Origin of the sequence: Peribacillus butanolivorans (genome assembly GCF_001273755.1) — a bacterium.
Taxonomy (GTDB): Bacteria; Bacillota; Bacilli; order Bacillales; family DSM-1321; genus Peribacillus; species Peribacillus butanolivorans.
The window spans coordinates 1,288,807-1,310,784 of record NZ_LGYA01000001.1; the positions used below are offsets into that span (position 1 = coordinate 1,288,807).

Sequence of the window (21,978 nt, forward strand, 5' to 3'; positions counted from 1 at the left end):
ATGATATAATCTTTAAGGTGGTAGAGTCTTGCTCTATTACCTTTTTATTTTTATAGCCTTTTATTTATAAGCTCAAGCGTTCGTGCTGAAGCTGATATATAATTAATGTAAACGCCAAGTTACTACATTATGCTTGATAGGAAGTGAAGCCATGGTTACCAGTATGACGGGCTATGGAAGAGAAGAAGCAGCAAACGAACAGGTCAAGATTTTTGCCGAAATCAAGACGGTGAACCATCGTTTTTGTGAATATACGATTCGAATGCCGCGCCAACTTTTGGTTTTGGAAGAAAAAGTGAAGAAAAAGGCGAATCAATACATAAGAAGGGGACGGGTGGAAATCTTCATTACAGTAGAAGGTGATAGCCTAGTTTCCAAAAAGGTCAAGATCGATTGGGATCTTGCTGATCAGTATGTGAGTTTGATGGATAAGGTTAAAGGGAAATACAACCTGGAAAGTTCCGTTACATTACAGGATATGCTACAACTTGAATCAATTTTCGTGACGGAAGAAGTACCGATTGTTCCCACTGATTTGGAAGCCTTGCTTATGGAGGCTGTTTCGGGGGCATTGGAAAACTTGAAAAAAATGCGGACTCAGGAAGGTCAGGAGCTGGCCCAGGATCTGCAACATCAGCTGAAAAAGTTTGGTGAGATTGTAGTGGGAGTTAAAAACTATGCGCCTTCAGTTGTCGAGAAATATAAAGCACGGTTGGCAATCAAGCTAGCTGAGTTGACAGAAGGATTGATTGAGGATAGCCGTATTGTGACAGAAGCGGCCATTTTTGCTGATAAATGTGATATAAATGAAGAGCTGACGAGACTTGAAAGTCATGTACAGCAATTTTCAGAAACGCTTACACATGGTGAACCAATCGGTAGAAAACTTGACTTCCTTGTTCAGGAGATGAATCGAGAAGTCAATACAATTGGATCAAAGGCAAATGATTCGACCATTACTAAAGAAGTGGTTGAAATGAAAAGTCTGCTTGAAAAATTAAAGGAACAGGTTCAAAATATCGAGTAGTCGGTTTATGATGAACCTATCAAGGTGACAATAGAATATGAATGGGGGACAAAAATGTCAATAAAGCTCATTAATATTGGATTTGGGAATATCGTTTCCGCAAACCGGATCGTATCCATCGTGAGTCCTGAATCAGCTCCGATTAAAAGGATTATCCAGGATGCTCGAGATCGCGGATCCTTAATAGATGCTACATACGGTAGAAGAACAAGGGCCGTTATTATTACAGACAGCGACCATGTTATCTTATCAGCGGTTCAACCAGAAACGGTTGCAGCAAGGCTTCAAGATAGAGATGACAGCGTAGAAGAGGGGTAACTAAAAGAATATGAGAGAAAAAGGTTTATTAATCGTTTTGTCCGGTCCATCCGGTGTTGGTAAAGGAACAGTAAGGAAGGCGATCTTTTCTCAGCCTGGTACGGCATTTGAATATTCAATTTCGATGACGACACGACTGCCACGCCATGGTGAAGTGGACGGAGTAGACTATTTCTTTAAAAAACGTGAGGAATTCGAAGCGTTAATTGAAGAAGGTAAACTGCTTGAATATGCTGAGTTCGTCGGCAATTATTATGGAACACCTGTGGATTATGTTCGTGAAACAATCGACTCTGGAAAAGATGTTTTTCTGGAAATCGAAGTTCAAGGAGCCAAACAGGTCAGGGAGAAATTTCCTGAAGGGCTTTTCATTTTTCTTGCACCCCCAAGCTTGACTGAACTCGAAAGCCGAATTGTAACACGCGGTACCGAGACAGAGGAAGCGATTAAGGGGCGGATGAAAGTAGCTAAAGAAGAAATAGAACTTATGGATCTGTATGATTATGTCGTTGAAAATGATCATGTGGATGCTGCTTGTGCTAGAATTAATGCAATTGTAATTGCCGAGCATTGCCGTCGGGAAAGAGTTGCTGTTTTATATAAAAAAATGTTGGAGGCGGAATAAACTATGTTATATCCATCAATTGATTCCCTATTACTAAAAATCGATTCAAAATACTCACTTGTATCAGTAGCAGCTAAACGTGCCAGAGAAATGCAAATTAAAGATAATTGCCTCATTAATAAACCAGTTTCTCATAAATCTGTTGGTCGTGCCCTTGAAGAAATTCATACTGGTAAATTGACTTACGATAATTCTTACGAGGAAAACTAAGCGAACACATAAGCTTGACCTATCGGGCCTGACACCCTAAAGCAAACAGGATGCGTTACATTTGAAAGTTGCTTCCTTCCTGCGGCCAAGGTGTCAGGCCTGTTTTTTTTGATTTTTAGAAATGCTCCTTAAGCAGACGGAAAGCATTGAAAAAGCAGGCATAGACATCACAATAATGCAAAAATCCATATGTTGCTGCGCATATCAAATGAAATTTCTTCTGTAATCCTTCATAATTAAGAAAAATAGAATATATAGTTAGGGGAAATTTGCATGCTTATCGATAAAAAAGTTCTTCTTTGTGTCACCGGCGGAATTGCTGTATATAAGGCTGCTGCCCTGACCAGTAAACTCACACAGGCAGGTGCCCAAGTTAAAGTAATCATGAGTGATTCGGCACGTCAATTTGTGACGCCGCTTACCTTTCAAGCACTTTCGAGACATGATGTTTATACTGATACATTTGATGAAAAAGATTCTTCAGTTATTGCCCACATTGACCTGGCTGATTGGGCAGATATCATCCTTGTGGCTCCAGCTACGGCAAATGTTATTGGCAAGATAGCCAATGGAATCGCAGATGATATGGTCACGACGACAATTTTAGCCACGGAGGCTCCTATTTGGGTGGCACCCGCAATGAATGTCCATATGTACGCACACCCAGCGGTCCAAAAAAATATAGAGACACTTCGTACGTTCGGGTATCAATTCATTGAACCAGGTGAAGGTTATTTGGCTTGCGGATATGTTGGGAAGGGTAGATTGGAGGAACCGGAAACGATTGTAAAACGCCTCAATCTATATTTCGGTGAAAGAAAATTACAACCTCTTAAAGGAAAGAAATATTTGATAACTGCTGGACCGACTCGTGAAGCAATCGATCCGGTTCGTTATGTGACGAATCATTCCAGCGGGAAAATGGGCTATGCCCTTGCTGAGCAGGCAGCTGAGCAGGGGGCTGAGGTGACATTGATTACCGGCCCCGTAAGCTTGACACCTCCTTCAAAGGTCAAGGTCATCCATGTGGAATCAGCAGCAGATATGTATGATGCGGTTTTTGAACAATATGATACTAGTGATGTCGTGATCATGACGGCCGCAGTGGCAGACTATAAACCGAAATTTTATCATGCTCAGAAAATGAAAAAGCAGCCGGGTGAAAATGTGATTGAATTTGAACGGACAAAGGATATCCTTAAGGAACTAGGTGAGAATAAAACCCATCAGATATTGGTAGGGTTTGCAGCGGAAACGAATAATGTTGAAGAGTATGCAAGAGGGAAATTAGCGAAAAAGAAAGCAGATATGATTGTTGCCAATAATGTTACCGTTGCCGGGGCAGGCTTTGGCACGGACACAAATATTGTGACGATTTTCAATAAAGATGGACGTGCTACCGACCTTCCTAAAATGAGTAAAGCGGATATAGCCAAAAGCATTCTGTCAGAAGTATCTCGCATGCAAAAGGAATGATGTCTTATGGATATTGCATCCGTTATTGTGGATGTACCTGCAAAACAAACAGATCGAGAATTTGACTATCGCATCCCTGAAAAATGGAAACAAGTCATCAAGCCTGGAATGCGCGTCATTGTCCCATTTGGCCCGAGAATGGTACAGGGCTTCGTGACCGGATTAAAATCCAAAAGTGATTTTGCGAAATTACGCAATATCAAAGAACCAATGGATTTGGAGCCAATTCTAAATGATGAATTGCTTAAGTTGGGTGACTGGTTGACCAAAGAGGCCATGTGTTTTAAAATTTCAGCGCTTCAGGCAATGCTTCCTGCTGCAATGAAAGCAAAATATGAAAAAGTGATCAATATCATTGAAGATAAAAAGGAGCAACTTCCACCTCTCATTCAAAAGCTTTTCGGAAAACATGATTCATTATCCTGGAAAGATGTGATTGAAGGTGAGCATGCCTCCCTTTTTCAAAAAGAAGTACAAAACGGCAATTTAGAGCTAATGTATTATGTGAAAAACCGCCTTAATAAGAAGACGGTCCGTATCATTAAACCGTTACTTTCCCCAGAGGAATTGAAAGAAATGGCTTCTACACTTTCCGGTAATGCAAAAAAACAACAAGAACTTCTTCAATACTTTATTGAACATCCAGAACCAGTCTCGCTTAAGGAACTACTTGAAATGGTTAATGCCTCAAGCGGCACGGTAAAGTCCCTTGTATCAAAAGGGGCTTTAGTGGAACTGGATCAGGAAATATACCGCGACCCCTATGAAAATCGTGTGTTTGAAAAATCCAATCCCTTTACTTTAACGGATGAACAAGCAGCTGCCTTGAAGCCCATTCAGGAGAAAATAAAACATGACGAACATGAAGTTTTCCTTTTATATGGTGTAACAGGAAGCGGGAAGACTGAAGTGTATTTGCAGGCGATTGCCTCTGTCATGGATAAAGGTAAGGAAGCCATTATGCTGGTTCCCGAAATCTCCTTGACGCCACAAACGGTGAAAAGGTTTAAGGAGCGCTTTGGTGAGCAGGTAGCGGTCATGCATAGTGGTTTGTCTGTGGGCGAAAAATATGATGAATGGCGGAAAATCCATCGAAAAGAAGTAAAAGTAGTGGTAGGGGCCCGTTCAGCCGTATTTGCACCTTTTGAAAACCTGGGCCTAGTCATCATTGATGAGGAGCATGAATCCAGTTATAAGCAAGAAGAAACGCCCCGCTATCATGCAAGGGACGTTGCCATTCAAAGAGCGAAATCATATTCATGTCCGGTCATTCTCGGTAGCGCCACTCCGACTCTTGAATCCTTTGCACGTGCCAAGAAAAACGTCTATCAGTTATTGACTCTTAGTCAGCGGATGAATAAAAATGCGTTGCCGGAAGTGGATATTGTTGATATGAGGGAAGAATTAAGGACGGGAAATCGATCGATGTTTTCAGAGCTGCTCTTTACGAAGTTGAAAGACCGGCTTGAAAAGGGGCAACAGGCGGTGTTGATGCTAAATAAACGAGGACATTCCTCCTTCGTGATGTGTCGAAGCTGTGGATTAGTCATCAACTGTCCAAATTGTGACATTTCACTCACCTATCATCGCTTTAATGATATAATGAAATGCCATTATTGTGGATTTGAGGAAGGAATGCCTTCTGATTGCCCTGAATGTGCTAGTGAACATATCCGATTCTTCGGTACAGGTACGCAAAAAGTGGAGGAAGAACTTGCAAAAATTCTCCCAGATGCACGAGTAATACGAATGGATGTCGATACAACAAGTAAAAAAGGTTCACATGAGCGGTTGCTGAATGCCTTTGGTGAGGGGAAGGCTGATATATTACTCGGCACCCAAATGATTGCCAAGGGACTTGATTTTCCCAATATCACTTTAGTTGGAGTCCTTTCAGCGGACACAATGCTCCATTTGCCCGATTTCCGTTCATCGGAAAAAACGTTCCAACTGCTGACACAAGTAAGTGGAAGAGCGGGACGTCACCAACTCCCAGGAGAGGTAGTCATTCAAACCTATACGCCTGAGCATTACAGCATCGAGCTTTCAGCTATGCAGGATTATGATTTCTTTTTTGAGCGAGAGATGTATCTCCGCAGGCAAAGTCATTACCCTCCCTATTATTATGTTGTGCTTATAACTGTTTCACATGAAGACTTAATGAAAACAGTGAGTGTCACGGATAAAATCACCAATTATTTAAGTTCACGATTGAATCGGGATTCTATCGTACTCGGTCCTGTTGCTTCGCCCATTAGTCGAATCAACAATAGATATCGCTACCAATGTCTGATAAAATACAAACGAGAGCCGGATCTTAATCAGCATTTACGTACACTTTTAGAGCATTATCAAAAAGAAACGGCCCAAAATCATCTGCAGATTTCAATAGATTTAAATCCGCAGATTATGATGTAATTGTTTTAGCGTTGGATGATTACCGCGAGCTGTTCTAGCTTGCGTTTTTATATAGTGAAGTTTTGGTTTTTATATTTAGGAGGGTACCTTTAATTTTGGCTATTTTACCGATTGTCTTGTTTCCTGAAAAAATTTTACAACAAAAATGCGATAAAATAACAAGTTTTGATAAAAAATTGGCTAAGCTGTTAAATAACATGTACGAAACGATGGTTGAAGCTGATGGCGTTGGCCTTGCTGCACCTCAGGTTGGCGTGAAAAAGCAAGTCGCGGTCGTTGAAATAGATGAAGGATCTGGTGTAATCGAACTGATTAATCCAGAAGTGCTAGAAGTGGAAGGCGAACAGACAGCCGTTGAAGGCTGTTTGAGTTTTCCAAGTATATACGGGGAAGTATCACGCCCATACCGCGTCAAGGTGCGGGCACAGGACCGAAAAGGATCCTTTTTCGAAATAGAAGCGGAGGATTTCCTGGCTAGAGCTCTCCAGCACGAAATAGATCATTTGCAGGGAGTGTTATTTACAAGTAAGGTTTCACGCTATATTACGGAAGAAGAGTTAGAAAGGTTTGAAGAAGAATGACAAAAATTATTTTTATGGGAACTCCGGACTTTTCAGTACCGGTACTTAAAAGAATCCTTGACGAAGGTTATGACGTGATTGCGGTTGTTACACAGCCTGACCGTCCAGTGGGTCGCAAAAAGGTGCTAACACCTCCGCCTGTTAAGGTTGAGGCTGAAAAGCAGGGAATTCCCGTTTATCAACCCGAAAAAATCCGTGAAAAAGAAGATCTAGAAAAAATCATTGCATTGAAACCTGACTTAGTGGTGACGGCTGCTTTCGGACAAATTCTACCGAATGAATTGTTGGAAGCTCCAAAATACGGATGTATTAATGTACATGCTTCCCTGCTTCCTGAACTACGTGGAGGAGCACCTATCCATTATTCCATATTACAGGGGAAAGAAAAGACAGGAATAACTATCATGTATATGGCCGAGAAACTGGATGCTGGGGATATATTAACACAGGCAGAAGTTACCATAGAAGAAGAAGACAATGTCGGCACTCTACATGATAAATTAAGCAAGGTCGGTTCTGATTTACTTGCAGAAACATTGCCAAAGCTTATAAATGATGGGTTAAATGCGATTAAGCAAGAAGAAGATAAAGCAACTTTCGCACCTAACATTAGGCGGTCGGAGGAAAAAATCGACTGGTCGAAAACAGGGGAAGACATTTATAACCATGTACGTGGCCTGAATCCATGGCCTGTTGCCTACACACTCTTAAATGAATCCATTTTAAAAATTTGGCAGGCAAACAAGCTTGAACATAACAATCAGGCAGTGCCGGGGACGATTATTGATGTACGTAACGATGGTTTCGTCGTTTCGACAGGCAATGAGACGGCTATACTAGTTACGGAACTGCAGCCTTCAGGAAAGAAAAAAATGCCGGCGAAAGATTACTTGCGCGGAGCCGGGTCGTTCATTAAAGCAGGCATGAAGTTAGGAGAACAGAATGAAGCAAACTAAAAAGGGAGTACGTGAAATTGCTCTCGATATTTTGGAATCTGTAGAAAAAAACCAATCCTACAGCAACCTTTTACTTAACAACTTGATTAAAAAGCACCAGTTATCCGGTGTGGATAGTGGTTTGCTAACAGAAATAAGCTACGGTACGATTCAGCGGAAAATGACTTTGGATTACTATTTGAAGCCATTTATTAAGCAACCGAAAAAAACGCTAAGCTGGGTCATCAACCTACTTAGGCTCTCCGTTTATCAAATGATTTATTTAGATAAAGTACCAGATCACGCGATTATTTTTGAAGCTGTCGAAATCTCGAAAAAGCGTGGCCATAAGGGAACGTCTTCAATGGTCAATGGTGTGCTTCGTAATATTCAAAGAAATGGTGTAGCTCCTCTTGATGATATCAAAGATGAGCTTGAGCGCCTCTCAATCGAGGTAAGCCATCCTGCTTGGCTAGTCAAGCGTTGGGTAGAGCAATTTGGCTATGAGAAAACCAAGGAAATGTGTGAAATTAACTTAACTGCTCCACTGCAGACGGGAAGGGTTAATTTAAAGCAGATTTCTCGCAGTGAACTAATCAGCGTTTTGACAGAAGAAGGCTATGATGTTGAAGCAAGTGATGTTGTTCGAGAGGCAATTGTTAGCTATAAGGGAAATCTTGCTCATTCAGAAAGCTATAAATTGGGGTATCTATCGATTCAAGACGAAAGTTCGATGCTAGTCGCTCATGCGTTAGGAGCCAATGAGAATGATGCTGTTCTCGATTGCTGTGCTGCACCAGGAGGTAAGACAACTCATATCGCAGAAGGCTTAACCACAGGACAAGTATATGCCCTTGATCTTCATGAGCATAAGGTTAAACTCATCAAAGAGCAGGCAGAGCGGCTAAAGCTAAGAAACAACATTAAGACAATGGCCCTTGATAGCAGAAACGTCCAAGAACACTTTAATAAAGAAGGGTTTGACCGGATTCTTATAGATGCACCATGTTCAGGATTAGGTGTTATGCGCCGGAAGCCGGATGTAAAGTACACAAAAACAAAAGATGATATAATGAAACTCTCAAGTATACAAAAACAGTTATTGGAATCAGCTGCCCCGCTAGTAAAACAAGGCGGACGGTTAGTATATAGTACATGTACGGTGGATAAAGAAGAAAATGATAAAGTTGCTGCAGCATTTTTGGAAAACCATCCGGATTTTGAAAGTGATACGACATTGGCCACAAGAATGCCTGAAAGTGTTCAGCCATTTATTGAAGGCCATACGTTGCAAGTGTTCCCGCAATATTTTAGCAGTGATGGATTCTTTATTGCGAGTTTTAGAAAGAAGGTGCTGTAAATGGCAGAGATTACTAAATCATCAAGAGTAAAAAAAGACACAACACCAGAAAAACCATCGATTTATTCATTTGAGCTTCACCAAATTAAAGAATGGCTGGTTGAAAACGGCGAGAAGGCATTCCGTGCAGATCAAATTTATGACTGGCTTTACAAAAAGCGTATTTCTAGTTTTGAAGATATGTCCAACCTTTCGAAATCTTTACGCGATAAACTAGAAGAACAGTTCACATTCACTACATTAAAAACATTGATTCAGCAAACGTCAAATGACGGGACCATGAAGTTTTTATTTGAACTGCATGATGGATATTCGATTGAAACGGTATTAATGCGCCATGAATATGGAAACTCTATCTGTGTTACAACACAGGTGGGTTGTAGGATTGGTTGTACATTCTGTGCATCAACTCTTGGCGGCTTAAAACGAAACCTTGAATCAGGAGAAATCGTTGCCCAGGTCGTTAAGGTACAACAGGCACTTGATGAAGTGGAAGAACGCGTTAGCTCAGTCGTAATCATGGGAATCGGTGAACCGTTTGATAACTATGATAATATGATGTCTTTCTTGAAAAATATAAATCATGAAAAAGGCTTAAACATTGGAGCACGTCATATTACCGTTTCAACAAGTGGTATCATTCCAAAAATTTATAAGTTTGCTGAAGAGAGCATGCAAATCAATTTTGCGGTTTCCCTTCATGCCCCTAATACAGAATTGAGAAGTAAATTGATGCCAATCAACAAGGCCTATAAACTGCCAGACTTGATTGAAGCCATCAAATACTATACAGAAAAAACAGGGCGCCGGGTCAGTTTTGAATATGGTCTATTCGGAGGCGAAAATGATTCTGTGAAACACGCCGAAGAATTAGCCGATTTAATAAAAGACATTAAATGCCATGTCAACTTAATTCCGGTTAACTATGTACCGGAACGCGACTATGTACGTACACCTCGGGACCAAATTTTTGAGTTTGAAAAAACATTGAAAAAGCGTGGTATTAATGTAACGATCCGAAGGGAACAAGGCAGTGATATTGATGCAGCCTGCGGCCAGCTTCGGGCCAAGGAGCGCAAAGAAGAGACGAGGTGACCCTATGAGGGCAATATTTAAAACTGACCGTGGAAAAGTCCGCCAGCATAATGAAGATAATGGCGGAATCTTTAAGAATTCGGAAGGCGTTCGCCTTGCCATCGTTGCAGATGGCATGGGCGGCCACCGAGCCGGAGATGTAGCAAGTGCAATGACGATCGACCTTTTGAAAAAGGGCTGGGAGGAATCCAACGGGATTGATACAGCAAATGATGCAGAGGATTGGCTGAGAAAGAAAATTTTCTTGGTTAATCAATTGCTTTTTGAACATGCCGAGGCGAATACAGAATGCAAGGGCATGGGGACAACCATTGTTGCAGCCATTTGTACTGATAAATTTTCAACTATTGCCAACATCGGGGACAGCCGATGTTATTTGTATAATGAAAGTGGTTTTAAGCAGGTCACTGAAGATCATTCGCTTGTTAATGAATTAGTCCGTTCAGGCCAGATTTCTAAGGAAGACGCCGAGAATCATCCACGGAAAAATGTTTTATTACGAGCCTTAGGTACAGAAATGCAAGTGGAAATGGACATTACGACGGTCATTTTTGAAGAAAGTGATTTACTTTTGCTTTGCTCGGACGGTTTAACGAATAAAGTGAGTGAACAGGAACTTGAAGAAACAGTTACCAATGAGCAACCACTTGAAGAAAAGGCGAATTCGTTAATAGATAAGGCCAATCACTATGGTGGAGAAGATAATATCACCCTTGTGCTTGTTCAATTTATCGATGAAAGCGAAAGCAGGTGAACTCAATGTTGATTGGTAGAAGAATCAACGGCCGTTATAAACTGATCGAGATGGTCGGTGGCGGCGGTATGGCGAATGTTTACCTTGCAAGGGATATGATTTTGGACCGTGATGTAGCGTTGAAAATCCTTCGTATGGATTTTAATAATGACGAGGAGTTCATCAAGCGTTTTAATCGTGAAGCACAATCAGCAACAAGTCTAGCTCATCCGAATATTGTAAGTATTTATGATGTTGGTGAAGAAGATGCTATCTATTATATTGTCATGGAATATGTGGCCGGTTTTACACTAAAGCAATACATACAAAAATATTATCCGATTCCTGTTGAAAAAGCCTTGGATATCATGAAGCAAATTACGGCAGCGATTTCCCATGCCCATCATAACGGGATTATCCATCGGGACATCAAGCCACAGAATATTTTGATTGATAAAGAAGGAACCGTCAAAATTACGGACTTTGGTATTGCATTGGCTCTAAGTGCAACGAATATAACTCAGACGAACGCAGTCTTAGGCTCTGTTCATTATTTATCTCCAGAACAGGCTAGAGGCGGAATGGCCAATAAGAAATCTGATATTTATTCACTTGGTATCGTCATGTTTGAATTGCTAACGGGGAGATTACCCTTTTCAGGTGAATCTGCCGTTTCGATAGCTCTTAAACATTTACAATCAGAAACTCCTTCGCCAAAACGCTGGAACTCTGAAATACCACAAAGTGTGGAAAATATTATCTTAAAAGCGACAGCAAAAGATTCATATTACCGCTATGAAAGTGTAGATTCAATGGAAGATGATATTCGAACGTCGCTTAATCCAGAGCGTTTAAATGAATCTCCTTTTGCTATTCCTGAAGATCATGATGCAACAAAGGCCATACCAATCATCACGGATGATCAACTTTCAAGTATTGATGAGACAATAGTAAGGGGCCCGGAAAAAAACACTCTAGTCTATGTGGATGATGAGGATAGTGAGTCAGAAGCGGACACTAAAACAAAAAAGAAACAGAAGAAACAGAAAAAACAAAAAACAAAGTCAAAACAAAAAGATAAAAAACGAAAAAAATTGTCTACCATTTTAGTTACCATCTTTTTAGTTCTTGCCCTTTTTGCTGTTTTATTTATAACTCTTGCACCGACGATGCTTGATTCGAAGGAAGTTACCATCCCTGATCTTAAAGGGAAAGAGTTGGATGATGCTATTACTGAATTGGTTAATTTGAAACTGGTTGTTGGAAATACGATTGAGATTGAAGATGAAGAGGTCGAAAAAGACCTAGTGATTAAAACGAACCCTAAGCAAGGCAAGACGGTCAAGGTAGGTGCGAAAATTGATATTTACCAGAGTATTGGTAAAGAAACGATTTCGTTGTCTAGCTATGAAGGCAGAAAGTATTCAGATGTCGAATCCTTCCTTGAAAAAATGGGGTTCAAGGACATTGTCGTGACCGAAGAGTATGATGACAGTGCAGCAGGTACGATAATAAAACAAACTCCTTCGGGAGGTACCGAAATCGTACCATCCGATACGGAACTAGAGTTTACCATTAGTAAAGGTGCAGATCGATTAAGCTTAAAGAACCTAACTGGTTTCAATGAAGCTGGCCTAAATGATTACTCTAATGACAGTGGAATAAAGATTGAGGTGGAAGATAAAGTCTATAATGATTCCATTGCAGAGGGGCTTGTCATATCTCAGTCACCTGAACCGGCTACTAGAGTCGAACAAGGTAGTACGGTGAAAGTAGTCCTTTCAAAAGGGAAAGAAGAAATCCCTCCAAAAAAGGTAACAGAGGAAATTACGATTGAGTATGATCCAGTAGAGCCAGGCAAAGCGCAAGAGATCCAAATTTTCATTGAAGATATCAACAATAGCATGACGGAGCCTCAAGAATCATTTTTTATCGTAGAAACGGTAAAACGAAAGATTGATCTAATGGTATCTCCAGATAAGAAAGCCGGATATAAAGTCATGCGGGACAATCAGGTCATTATCGACGAATCCGTCTCTTATCCAAATTAAATATATTAAATTAGGAGTGTGGCTATGCCCGAAGGAAAAATTATTAAAGCATTAAGTGGATTTTATTATGTTCTTGATGGAGAAGAGGTTTTTCAATGCCGAGGCCGTGGAGTATTCCGGAAAAATAAGGTAACACCTCTTGTTGGTGATTATGTGGTTTATCAGGCGGATAATAAAACAGATGGGACTGTAACCGAAATAAAGCCACGTAAGAATGAATTGATTCGTCCTCAGATATCAAATGTAGATCAAGCCATTCTTGTGTTTTCGGCCGTTGAACCTGATTTCAGCCCAGCCTTGCTTGATAGATTTCTCGTTCTTATTGAAGATAACGAAATCGAACCCATTATCGTTGTAACGAAGATGGACTTAGTGACTGCTGAGAGCCAAGAGAAATTGTCTCAGTATATCAAAGACTATCAGAAGTTGGGCTATACAGTGCTGGAGACTTCTTCAGTTTCCACTGGTGGTATTGAAGAGCTTGTTCCTTATATAGAAGGAAAAACAAGTGTATTTGCCGGTCAGTCAGGGGTTGGGAAATCTTCATTGCTGAATGCAATCAATCCTGAATTAGCTTTAAAGACAGATGATATATCGTCCCACTTAGGACGTGGAAAGCACACCACTCGTCATGTGGAATTGATTCATATTGGTTCTGGACTTGTTGCGGATACACCTGGATTTAGTTCACTTGAATTTATGGAAATGGAAGCTGAACGCTTATCCTATTGCTTCCCAGAAATGCATAAGCATGGAGAAGACTGTAAATTCCGGGCTTGCTTGCATGACAAAGAGCCGAAGTGTGCTGTGAAGGAAGCGGTTGATACAGGGGAGATTCCACGGTATCGTTATGAGCACTATATGCAGTTTTTAGAGGAAATTAGAGATAGAAAGCCGAGGTATTAGAATGGTTAAAATTGCACCATCTATTTTATCAGCTGATTTTGCTAAACTTGGAGAAGAGATTCTGGATGTGGAAAGGGGCGGTGCGGACTTTATCCATGTGGATGTCATGGATGGTCATTTCGTGCCCAATATTACGATAGGCTCATTAATTGTCGATGCTATCCGACCGGTGACAAGGCTTCCGCTTGACGTACATTTGATGATTGAACACCCTGATCGTTATATCGAAGCATTCGCGAAAGCGGGAGCTGATTATATAACTGTACATGTTGAGGCATGCACGCATTTGCATCGCACGATTCAGTTAATTAAATCTTTTGGTGTGAATGCAGGCGTTGTGCTTAATCCGGCTACGCCGGCTTCCTTAATTCAGCCTATCATCGAAGATATTGACATGGTGTTGTTAATGACTGTTAACCCGGGGTTTGGCGGGCAAAAGTTCATCGCATCCGTACTACCGAAAATTGCTGAAGTGAAGGCGATGGCAGACAAATATAATCCAAAGCTTGAAATTGAGATTGATGGCGGAGTAAATGAAGAAACGGCTAAACTTTGTATCGAGCAAGGAGCAACCGTGCTTGTGGCCGGATCTGCCATATATAATCAAAAAGATCGCCATGCAGCTATTCAAAGGATTCGTGGAAACTAAAAGAAAAAAGCCGACATTATCATATTCGTATGATAGTGATCGGCTTTTTTTACACAGAAAGTATGTGCTAATAAATAAAAACGATGTTTCTGTAACGATATGAGTGATAAGAATATTTTATGAAGAAGGATGATTTCATGATTATTAGTATAATGGCTGGGGGCCCTGAGTATTTGTGGCCGGATTTAACAGGATATAAAGAGATGACAGATTTATGGGTTGGAGTCGATAGGGGAGTATGGGCGCTGCTTGAAAATGATATAGAGCCTAGGTTCGTATTCGGCGATTTTGATTCAGTTTCAGAAGATGAATATATGAATATTAATCAAAGACTGGAACATATCAATCTATATCCTTCTGAGAAGGATGAAACGGATCTAGAAATTGCTTTTAAATGGGCTGTAGAACAAAAACCAAGTGAAATTCATATATTGGGTGCTACAGGAGGGAGATTGGATCATTTTCTTGGTAATATCCAGTTACTTCAGAAAGAAAGCATCCTTCCTGTTCATAAGGAAATAGATATGTACATAGTTGATAAACAAAATATATTTTCAGTAAAGACACCGGGCTCTTATAAGGTCACTGCATTGAAAGACAAGAAGTATGTGTCTCTACTCCCTGTTACAGCAGAAATCACTGGCATTACACTCTCAGGCTTCAAATATCCGCTAATTGACGCAAGGCTAGAGATAGGGTCGACACTCTGCATTAGCAATGAACTAATTTCTGATTGTGGGAATGTTTCATTTGAGGAAGGCATATTAATGGTGATAAGAAGCAGTGATTAAAATTCATGCTTAGAGCAGATTCGGATATATACGATCATCCTATATCCGCTTAAAAGCTTATGTTGTAATAGAAAAAATTCCACTTCATCTTATTTGTGGGATGCAAAGAGGAGGGGCATGATGAAATTTTATACGATTAAATTGCCAAAAGTTCTGGGCAGTTTGGTAAGGGCTATGCTCGGAGCGTTTAAAAAAGGCTGATACTTATCTCCATAACACCTCTCTATTTAAGGGGGGTGTTATTTTTTCGGAATTATTAGAGGACAATGAAAAGAATAGGCAAGCCATTAATGGGTGATGACTTTATTGAATGAGGACTAGGCCAGATCAAATAAAGCATACCCATTAAAAATGCAGCCATTTCAAATAAAAAGGCATCCTGAGAGGATGCCGTAACATTATACGCGTTCTACTTTGCCCGATTTAAGAGCTCTTGCAGAAACGTATACACGTTTAGGTTTACCGTCAACTAAAATACGTACTTTTTGAAGGTTAGCGCCCCATGTACGCTTGCTAGCGTTCATTGCGTGAGAGCGGCTGTTACCAGAACGAGTTCTTCTTCCAGTGATTACACATTTACGTGCCATGTTAAATTCCCTCCTAACTACAACAAGCTTAAGTTTTTCAAAGTCGTCTTAAGTCTTTGTAAAATACTTTAATAATTTATCATACCTACCGTGAGAATGCAATACTTCAGTTAATTACTTTCAAGAAAAAAACCTTGACATACATACTTTAAAATTGAATTATAATAAGAACCGTAAGACATTTACTTTTAAAACAATAGACATTATAGTAAAATGTCTTTAGTTGATTTGATTTTTGGGAGGGAAAAGAAAATGTCTATCGAATTACAAACAAAATATGGACAAATTGATATCTCTAATGATGTGATCGCTACTGTAGCCGGCGGCGCAGCTGTGGATTGCTACGGAATTATAGGAATGGCTTCCAAAAAACAATTTAAAGACGGCATTGCCGAAATTTTAAGAAAAGAAAACTTTACAAAGGGTGTAATAGTGCGTCAAGTAGAGGAAGAAGTTCATATCGATATGTATATTATCGTGAGTTATGGAACTAAAATCTCGGAGGTTGCGCATAATGTGCAATCAAAGGTAAAATATACTCTGGACAAAACTGTCGGATTAGCTGTTGAATCCGTTAACATTTTTGTACAGGGAGTTCGTGTGACGAACCCTTAAGCAATAGGAGGAAAGTTTTGTGTCAATTACAAGTTTAGACGGAATGCGCTTTGCAGAAATGATCATTCAAGGAGCCAATCATTTAGCAGCTAATGCCCAAATGGTTGATGCATTGAATGTTTTTCCTGTTCCGGATGGTGATACTGGAACAAATATGAATTTATCAATGACTTCCGGAGCGAAGGAAGTACAAAATAATGTGCAGGAACATATCGGGAAAGTGGGTACTTCTCTTTCAAGAGGCCTATTAATGGGTGCACGCGGTAATTCTGGGGTTATCCTTTCACAACTTTTCCGAGGTTTTGCTAAAGCGATTGAACATAAATCGGAAATTAATAGTGAAGAATTTGCCCAAGCTTTTGATGCAGGTGTTCAGACAGCGTATAAAGCCGTTATGAAGCCTGTTGAAGGTACCATTTTAACGGTTGCGAAAGATGCTGCCAAGCAAGCGGTTTCATCAGCAGCTAAGCACCAGGACCTTATTCAGGTAATGGAGGAAATCGTAACTGAGGCAAATGCTTCACTAAAACGCACACCTGATCTTCTTCCTGTATTAAAAGAAGTGGGAGTTGTTGACAGTGGCGGACAAGGGTTGGTTTTCGTGTATGAAGGCTTCCTTGCTGTATTGAAAGGTGAAGCTCTTCCTGTCCGATCAGCAAACGGTCCAAGCATGGATGATTTGGTCAGTGCCGAGCATCACATGAACGTACAAGGACATATGAACACTGAAGATATCGTGTTTGGCTATTGCACAGAATTCATGGTCCGATTGGAAAGTGACAAGCTGGCTAACAAATCGTTTGATGAAGAAAAGTTCCGCAACGATTTAAGTGAATACGGAGATTCATTATTAGTCATCTCTGATGATGAAGTTGTAAAAGTACATATTCACTCAGAACAGCCTGGTAACTGTCTTAATTATGGACAGCAATATGGTAGTTTAATCAAGATGAAAATCGATAATATGCGCGAACAGCATACAGCGATTGTTGGTGAAACAAATGCGTCGCTTCAAACGAAGCCAAAATCGAAAGAAAAATACGGTGTTGTGTCGGTAGCTATGGGCACAGGTATCAGCGAGCTATTCAAAAGCATCGGTGCTAAATCGGTTATTGAAGGCGGACAAACGATGAACCCTAGCACAGAAGACATTGTAAAAGCAGTCGAAGAGGCGCATGCCGAACATGTCATCATCTTACCTAATAATAAAAATATTATTATGGCTGCCAATCAAGCTGCAGATGTTCTGGGAGATTATGTGACTGTTATTCCTACGAAGACAGTGCCACAGGGCATGGCTGCATTGTTGGCTTTTAATCCATCACAAGATGCTTCTGAGAATAAAAAGGCGATGATTGAAGCCCTTTCACATGTGAAAACGGGTCAGATTACTTATGCTGTCCGGGATACGAACATTGATGGCCTTACAATCAAGACCGGAGACTTCATGGGAATCGATGAAGGAACCATCAAAGTGAAAGATAAAGACAAATCTCAGGCAGCAAAGGACCTTCTTTCTGAGATGATCAATGAAGATTCCGAAATCCTGACCATTTTATATGGAGATGATGCAACTAAAGAAGAAGTAGAGGACCTTGTTGCATTTTGTAATGATAATTTTGAAGATGTTGAAGTTGAAGTCCATAACGGAAAACAACCGTTATATTCTTTCATTTTTTCAATTGAATAATTAAGGCATCATTAAAATAAGGGACTGATCCGTCGCTTTGTTATGATACTGTAAGAATAAAAGGCAATAAACTGCATATGTCATTAGGCTATGCAGTTTATTTTTGCGATATTAAGGATAAAAAACAGCTTTGATGGAGCGACTGTAAATTTGGGTACTATATAAATAACTCCCAGCGTGTTCCTTTGAGTTCAGTTATAAAGAAGGAGGAGTAGATCATGAAATTTAGAAGTGTATTTGATATCATAGGCCCAGTAATGATTGGTCCTTCTAGCTCTCATACAGCAGGAGCTGCAAGAATCGGTAGGGTAGCCAGGAATTTATTCAACAGAGAACCAAAATGGGCCCATATTTCCTTTTATGGTTCATTTGCCCAAACCTATAAAGGTCATGGAACAGATGTAGCCATTGTAGGAGGCCTGCTTGATTTTGATACATTTGACGAGAGAATCAAAGAATCTCTTGAAATAGCTCGTAAAAAGAAAATGAAAATTACTTTTCGGGAAGAAGAAGCCGTCCCGGAACATCCTAATACTGCGAAAATAACGGTGGGAGATGATGATGGTGAGCTTGAGCTTGTCGGAATATCGATTGGAGGGGGTAAGATCGAGATTATCGAATTGAATGGGTTTAAATTGAGGCTTTCTGGCCATAACCCTGCAATACTGGTTGTTCATGATGACCGCTTTGGTGCAATTGCCAATGTTTCAAACATTTTAGCTAAGCATCAAATTAATATTGGCCAGATGGAAGTGTCCCGCAAAGAGAAAGGGAAGATGGCTTTGATGACCATAGAAGTGGATCATAATCTAGAAGACCTTGTCATCGATGAAATTGCAGCACTCCCTAACATTACACAAGTGGCAAGGATTGTCGATTAATAGGGCAATCGTTTCCACTTAGGAAGGAGAAGATAATATGTTTCGAAATGTAGCGGAATTAGTAGAATTAGCAGAATCAAAGCAGAAAAAAATATCAACTCTCATGATTGAACAGGAAATGGAAGTAACGGGTAAAAGCCGTGATCAAATTATCGATCAAATGGGAGTTAACTTGGATGTGATGGAACAGGCTGTTGAAAAGGGACTGCAAGGTGTACGTTCTGTTTCAGGCCTTACAGGTGGAGATGCAGTTCTTCTTCAGAATTACATTAAATCTGGAAATGCTTTATCAGGTGAACTGTTGTTGGATGCGGTCAGCAAAGCTGTGGCAACAAACGAAGTGAACGCAGCTATGGGGACTATCTGTGCAACACCCACTGCAGGTTCTGCTGGTGTGGTACCTGGCACCCTTTTTGCTTTGCAAAATAAATTAAAACCGAATCGGGAACAGAAAATTGAGTTTTTATTTACAGCAGGTGCGTTTGGTTTTGTTGTAGCGAATAACGCATCCATCTCTGGAGCGGCAGGAGGCTGTCAGGCGGAAGTCGGCTCGGCTTCGGGTATGGCGGCTGCAGCTATCGTTGAATTGGCGGGAGGGACGCCAGCACAAAGTGCAGAAGCGATGGCAATTACTCTAAAGAATATGCTGGGTCTTGTGTGCGACCCGGTTGCTGGGCTCGTGGAAGTACCGTGTGTGAAGCGAAATGCAATGGGTGCAGCAAATGCAATGGTTGCCGCTGATATGGCGTTAGCAGGGATTACAAGCCGGATACCGTGTGATGAAGTCATCGATGCGATGTACAAAATCGGACAAACGATGCCGTCAGCTCTGAGAGAAACAGCACAAGGAGGTTTAGCGGCTACACCGACTGGACGGGAGTTGGAAGCAAAGATCTTTGGCTTGCCGCTAAATAAAAAGTGAACGTTGCTTTACAGGAACCCATAACAGCAGTTAAAGGTATTGGGGGTGAAACGGCTGCGGCCTTGCAGGAAATGGAGATCCATACCGTCGTAGATCTCCTTGAACATCTTCCCTATCGCTATGAAGATTACCGATTGAGAGATTTAGAAACGGTTGAACATGATGAGAGGGTTACTGTAGAAGGGAAGATTCATACGGTCCCGACTTTAGGTTACTTTGGGAAGAAAAAATCCAGACTGACGATCAAATTACTTACAGGCAGATATTTGATAAATGTCATTTTTTTTAATCAACCTTATCTGAAACCGAAGCTTACGATTGGCGAAACCGTCACGGTGACTGGAAAGTGGGACCGACATCGCCAAACCATTACTGGTTCCGAATGTCATGTCGGGGACCATAGTCGGGAAAAAGAGTTCGAACCCGTGTATTCAGTAAAAGGAACTATTACTGTAAAAGGGATGCGTCGCTTTATCGCCAATGCTTTTTCTCAATATGGGGCCATGATTGAAGAAAATTTGCCACCACAACTGTTGGCCACATACAAACTGATGCCGCGTAAAGAAGCTCTTCGCATGATGCATTTTCCTATATCGGTGAATGATGTCAAACAGGCCCGACGCCGTTTTGTGTATGAAGAATTTTTATTCTTTCAATTGAAAATGCAGGCGCTTCGTAAAATACAGCGTGAGCAGTCAAAAGGAACTGGCCAGGACATTGAGGGAGAGCAAGTGAATACATTCATAAAAACCCTACCTTTTCCTTTAACAAACGCTCAAAATAGGGTCGTCGAAGAAATTTTAAATGACATGAAATCTCCTTACCGGATGAACCGTTTGCTTCAAGGGGATGTTGGGTCAGGAAAAACGGTGGTTGCCGCGGTTTGCCTAAATGCAACGATTTCAGCTGGTTTCCAAGGCGCACTTATGGTCCCAACTGAAATTTTGGCTGAGCAGCACACTCAATCATTGAAGGCAATGCTAGAACCCATCGGAGTAAAGGTAGCCTTGTTGACGAGTTCGGTGAAAGGCAAGAAGCGCAGAGAACTATTACAGAATCTTGAATCAGGGGAACTAGACCTTTTGATAGGAACCCATGCATTAATCCAGGATGAAGTGAATTTTAGGAATCTCGGTCTTGTCATAACCGATGAACAACATCGTTTCGGGGTGGAGCAGCGTCGTATCCTTCGTGAAAAAGGCGAAAATCCAGATGTTCTATTTATGACGGCAACACCAATTCCGCGTACGCTTGCGATTACTGTGTTTGGAGAGATGGACGCTTCGACCATTGACGAAATGCCTGCTGGACGCAAAGCTATTGAAACGTATTGGGCGAAGCACCAAATGCTTGATCGGATTTTAACTTTTGTGGAAAAGGAACTTAAGCAGGGTAGACAGGCATACGTCATTTGTCCTTTAATTGAGGAGTCGGAAAAGCTTGATTCTTTACAAAATGTTCTTGATGTTCATGCAATGATGACACAGTACTTTGCGAACCGTTATAAAGTAGGGCTTATGCATGGGCGTTTGCCAGCGGATGAAAAAGACGAAGTAATGCAGCAATTTAGTTCCAATGAAGTGCAAATTCTTGTCTCGACAACGGTTGTCGAAGTTGGCGTAAATGTCCCGAATGCAACGGTGATGGTCATTTATGATGCTGAACGCTTTGGTCTATCCCAGCTCCATCAGTTGCGAGGGCGAGTAGGACGGGGAAGTGATCAGTCTTTTTGCATTCTTCTGGCTGATCCTAAGACAGAAGTCGGCAAAGAACGAATGAAAATCATGACAGAGACAAATGATGGCTTTGTCCTATCAGAGAAAGATTTAGAACTTAGAGGCCCCGGGGACTTTTTCGGCAAAAAACAAAGCGGGCTTCCTGAGTTCAAAGTAGCCGACATGGTCCACGATTACCGGACCCTAGAAGTTGCTAGGACAGATGCCGCAAAATTGATTGCCTCCCAAAGCTTTTGGCATTCACCAGAATATGCACCTCTAAGGGCTTATTTAGAGAGAACAGGCGTATTAACTGGAGAAAAGCTGGATTAATGAATAATAAAGAAATCCATTAACAGATTGCGAGAATTTCTACAATATCTTGCAATCTGT

General features: G+C 40.9%; 22 protein-coding genes. 21 read left to right on the forward strand and 1 reads right to left on the reverse strand.

Features of this window, described 5'->3' with window-relative positions:
- Positions 1-151: 151 nt before the first annotated feature.
- The 16 genes from AKG34_RS06140 (at position 152) to spoVM (ending at position 15,376) form a co-directional block, all read left to right on the forward strand.
- Entirely contained in the window at positions 152-1,027 is an 876-nt protein-coding gene (locus AKG34_RS06140) for a YicC/YloC family endoribonuclease (protein WP_053345269.1), read from the forward strand.
- A 54-nt stretch (positions 1,028-1,081) separates the two neighbouring features.
- Complete coding sequence (gene remA, locus AKG34_RS06145) at positions 1,082-1,345, forward strand: extracellular matrix/biofilm regulator RemA (protein WP_034313813.1); 264 nt, start codon at positions 1,082-1,084, stop codon at positions 1,343-1,345.
- 10 nt (positions 1,346-1,355) lie between these two features.
- Positions 1,356-1,970 carry a guanylate kinase gene (gene gmk, locus AKG34_RS06150; RefSeq protein WP_034313809.1) on the forward strand — a complete coding sequence of 205 codons (615 nt, stop codon included), beginning with the start codon at positions 1,356-1,358 and terminating at the stop codon, positions 1,968-1,970.
- A 3-nt stretch (positions 1,971-1,973) separates the two neighbouring features.
- Positions 1,974-2,180 carry a DNA-directed RNA polymerase subunit omega gene (gene rpoZ, locus AKG34_RS06155; RefSeq protein WP_053345270.1) on the forward strand — a complete coding sequence of 69 codons (207 nt, stop codon included), beginning with the start codon at positions 1,974-1,976 and terminating at the stop codon, positions 2,178-2,180.
- A gap of 273 nt (positions 2,181-2,453) precedes the next feature.
- Complete coding sequence (coaBC, locus tag AKG34_RS06160) at positions 2,454-3,656, forward strand: bifunctional phosphopantothenoylcysteine decarboxylase/phosphopantothenate--cysteine ligase CoaBC (protein WP_053345271.1); 1,203 nt, start codon at positions 2,454-2,456, stop codon at positions 3,654-3,656.
- 6 nt (positions 3,657-3,662) lie between these two features.
- Positions 3,663-6,074 (forward strand): primosomal protein N', encoded by a 2,412-nt coding sequence (gene priA, locus AKG34_RS06165; protein ID WP_053345272.1) that lies wholly within the window; start codon positions 3,663-3,665, stop codon positions 6,072-6,074.
- A gap of 95 nt (positions 6,075-6,169) precedes the next feature.
- Positions 6,170-6,655 carry a peptide deformylase gene (def, locus tag AKG34_RS06170; protein ID WP_053345273.1) on the forward strand — a complete coding sequence of 162 codons (486 nt, stop codon included), beginning with the start codon at positions 6,170-6,172 and terminating at the stop codon, positions 6,653-6,655.
- Positions 6,652-7,611 carry a methionyl-tRNA formyltransferase gene (gene fmt, locus AKG34_RS06175; RefSeq protein ID WP_053345274.1) on the forward strand — a complete coding sequence of 320 codons (960 nt, stop codon included), beginning with the start codon at positions 6,652-6,654 and terminating at the stop codon, positions 7,609-7,611. Before def ends, fmt begins: the two co-directional genes overlap by 4 nt.
- On the forward strand, positions 7,598-8,950 hold the full coding sequence (gene rsmB / locus AKG34_RS06180; protein WP_053345275.1) for a 16S rRNA (cytosine(967)-C(5))-methyltransferase RsmB: 1,353 nt from the start codon (positions 7,598-7,600) through the stop codon (positions 8,948-8,950). Before fmt ends, rsmB begins: the two co-directional genes overlap by 14 nt.
- Positions 8,951-10,045, forward strand: a complete 1,095-nt coding sequence (rlmN, locus tag AKG34_RS06185) for a dual-specificity RNA methyltransferase RlmN (RefSeq protein WP_053345276.1) — start codon at positions 8,951-8,953, stop codon at positions 10,043-10,045. It abuts the gene before it with no gap.
- A gap of 4 nt (positions 10,046-10,049) precedes the next feature.
- Positions 10,050-10,799 carry a Stp1/IreP family PP2C-type Ser/Thr phosphatase gene (locus tag AKG34_RS06190; RefSeq protein ID WP_053345277.1) on the forward strand — a complete coding sequence of 250 codons (750 nt, stop codon included), beginning with the start codon at positions 10,050-10,052 and terminating at the stop codon, positions 10,797-10,799.
- A gap of 5 nt (positions 10,800-10,804) precedes the next feature.
- On the forward strand, positions 10,805-12,829 hold the full coding sequence (gene pknB / locus AKG34_RS06195) for a Stk1 family PASTA domain-containing Ser/Thr kinase (RefSeq protein WP_053345278.1): 2,025 nt from the start codon (positions 10,805-10,807) through the stop codon (positions 12,827-12,829).
- A gap of 24 nt (positions 12,830-12,853) precedes the next feature.
- Positions 12,854-13,735, forward strand: a complete 882-nt coding sequence (gene rsgA / locus AKG34_RS06200) for a ribosome small subunit-dependent GTPase A (protein WP_053345279.1) — start codon at positions 12,854-12,856, stop codon at positions 13,733-13,735.
- 1 nt (position 13,736) lies between these two features.
- Positions 13,737-14,384, forward strand: coding sequence for a ribulose-phosphate 3-epimerase (rpe, locus tag AKG34_RS06205; protein ID WP_053345280.1), 648 nt, complete (start codon positions 13,737-13,739; stop codon positions 14,382-14,384).
- Between the two features lie 137 nt (positions 14,385-14,521).
- Complete coding sequence (locus AKG34_RS06210; RefSeq protein WP_053345281.1) at positions 14,522-15,175, forward strand: thiamine diphosphokinase; 654 nt, start codon at positions 14,522-14,524, stop codon at positions 15,173-15,175.
- 120 nt (positions 15,176-15,295) lie between these two features.
- Entirely contained in the window at positions 15,296-15,376 is an 81-nt protein-coding gene (spoVM, locus tag AKG34_RS06215; protein WP_034313769.1) for a stage V sporulation protein SpoVM, read from the forward strand.
- A gap of 197 nt (positions 15,377-15,573) precedes the next feature.
- Here the strand turns inward: spoVM and rpmB are convergent, their stop codons facing one another.
- Positions 15,574-15,762, reverse strand: a complete 189-nt coding sequence (gene rpmB / locus AKG34_RS06220) for a 50S ribosomal protein L28 (RefSeq protein ID WP_034313767.1) — start codon at positions 15,760-15,762, stop codon at positions 15,574-15,576.
- 252 nt (positions 15,763-16,014) lie between these two features.
- Here rpmB and AKG34_RS06225 point away from each other — a divergent pair, with 252 nt between their 5' ends.
- The 5 genes from AKG34_RS06225 to recG all read left to right on the forward strand — a co-directional run bounded on the left by AKG34_RS06225 (position 16,015) and on the right by recG (position 21,918).
- Positions 16,015-16,377, forward strand: a complete 363-nt coding sequence (locus AKG34_RS06225) for an Asp23/Gls24 family envelope stress response protein (RefSeq protein ID WP_053345282.1) — start codon at positions 16,015-16,017, stop codon at positions 16,375-16,377.
- Positions 16,378-16,396: 19 nt separating this feature from the next.
- Entirely contained in the window at positions 16,397-18,067 is a 1,671-nt protein-coding gene (locus AKG34_RS06230; RefSeq protein WP_053345283.1) for a DAK2 domain-containing protein, read from the forward strand.
- Between the two features lie 218 nt (positions 18,068-18,285).
- Positions 18,286-18,948: an L-serine ammonia-lyase, iron-sulfur-dependent subunit beta gene (sdaAB, locus tag AKG34_RS06235; protein ID WP_053345284.1), complete on the forward strand. Its 663-nt coding sequence runs from the start codon at positions 18,286-18,288 to the stop codon at positions 18,946-18,948.
- A gap of 37 nt (positions 18,949-18,985) precedes the next feature.
- Positions 18,986-19,870 carry an L-serine ammonia-lyase, iron-sulfur-dependent, subunit alpha gene (sdaAA, locus tag AKG34_RS06240; protein ID WP_053345285.1) on the forward strand — a complete coding sequence of 295 codons (885 nt, stop codon included), beginning with the start codon at positions 18,986-18,988 and terminating at the stop codon, positions 19,868-19,870.
- Positions 19,867-21,918: an ATP-dependent DNA helicase RecG gene (gene recG, locus AKG34_RS06245; protein WP_053345286.1), complete on the forward strand. Its 2,052-nt coding sequence runs from the start codon at positions 19,867-19,869 to the stop codon at positions 21,916-21,918. The genes sdaAA and recG overlap by 4 nt, the downstream gene beginning before the upstream one ends.
- Positions 21,919-21,978: the final 60 nt, after the last annotated feature.

Bases quoted from the DNA above. Each gene is read 5' to 3' on its own strand.
- AKG34_RS06140 (WP_053345269.1), top strand. From the start codon at position 152: ATGGTTACCAGTATGACGGGCTATGGAAGAGAAGAAGCAGCAAACGAA.
- remA (WP_034313813.1), top strand. From the start codon at position 1,082: ATGTCAATAAAGCTCATTAATATTGGATTTGGGAATATCGTTTCCGCA.
- gmk (WP_034313809.1), top strand. From the start codon at position 1,356: ATGAGAGAAAAAGGTTTATTAATCGTTTTGTCCGGTCCATCCGGTGTT.
- rpoZ (WP_053345270.1), top strand. From the start codon at position 1,974: ATGTTATATCCATCAATTGATTCCCTATTACTAAAAATCGATTCAAAA.
- coaBC (WP_053345271.1), top strand. From the start codon at position 2,454: ATGCTTATCGATAAAAAAGTTCTTCTTTGTGTCACCGGCGGAATTGCT.
- priA (WP_053345272.1), top strand. From the start codon at position 3,663: ATGGATATTGCATCCGTTATTGTGGATGTACCTGCAAAACAAACAGAT.
- fmt (WP_053345274.1), top strand. From the start codon at position 6,652: ATGACAAAAATTATTTTTATGGGAACTCCGGACTTTTCAGTACCGGTA.
- rsmB (WP_053345275.1), top strand. From the start codon at position 7,598: ATGAAGCAAACTAAAAAGGGAGTACGTGAAATTGCTCTCGATATTTTG.
- rlmN (WP_053345276.1), top strand. From the start codon at position 8,951: ATGGCAGAGATTACTAAATCATCAAGAGTAAAAAAAGACACAACACCA.
- AKG34_RS06190 (WP_053345277.1), top strand. From the start codon at position 10,050: ATGAGGGCAATATTTAAAACTGACCGTGGAAAAGTCCGCCAGCATAAT.
- pknB (WP_053345278.1), top strand. From the start codon at position 10,805: ATGTTGATTGGTAGAAGAATCAACGGCCGTTATAAACTGATCGAGATG.
- rsgA (WP_053345279.1), top strand. From the start codon at position 12,854: ATGCCCGAAGGAAAAATTATTAAAGCATTAAGTGGATTTTATTATGTT.
- rpe (WP_053345280.1), top strand. From the start codon at position 13,737: ATGGTTAAAATTGCACCATCTATTTTATCAGCTGATTTTGCTAAACTT.
- AKG34_RS06210 (WP_053345281.1), top strand. From the start codon at position 14,522: ATGATTATTAGTATAATGGCTGGGGGCCCTGAGTATTTGTGGCCGGAT.
- spoVM (WP_034313769.1), top strand. From the start codon at position 15,296: ATGAAATTTTATACGATTAAATTGCCAAAAGTTCTGGGCAGTTTGGTA.
- rpmB (WP_034313767.1), bottom strand. From the start codon at position 15,762: ATGGCACGTAAATGTGTAATCACTGGAAGAAGAACTCGTTCTGGTAAC.
- AKG34_RS06225 (WP_053345282.1), top strand. From the start codon at position 16,015: ATGTCTATCGAATTACAAACAAAATATGGACAAATTGATATCTCTAAT.
- sdaAB (WP_053345284.1), top strand. From the start codon at position 18,286: ATGAAATTTAGAAGTGTATTTGATATCATAGGCCCAGTAATGATTGGT.
- sdaAA (WP_053345285.1), top strand. From the start codon at position 18,986: ATGTTTCGAAATGTAGCGGAATTAGTAGAATTAGCAGAATCAAAGCAG.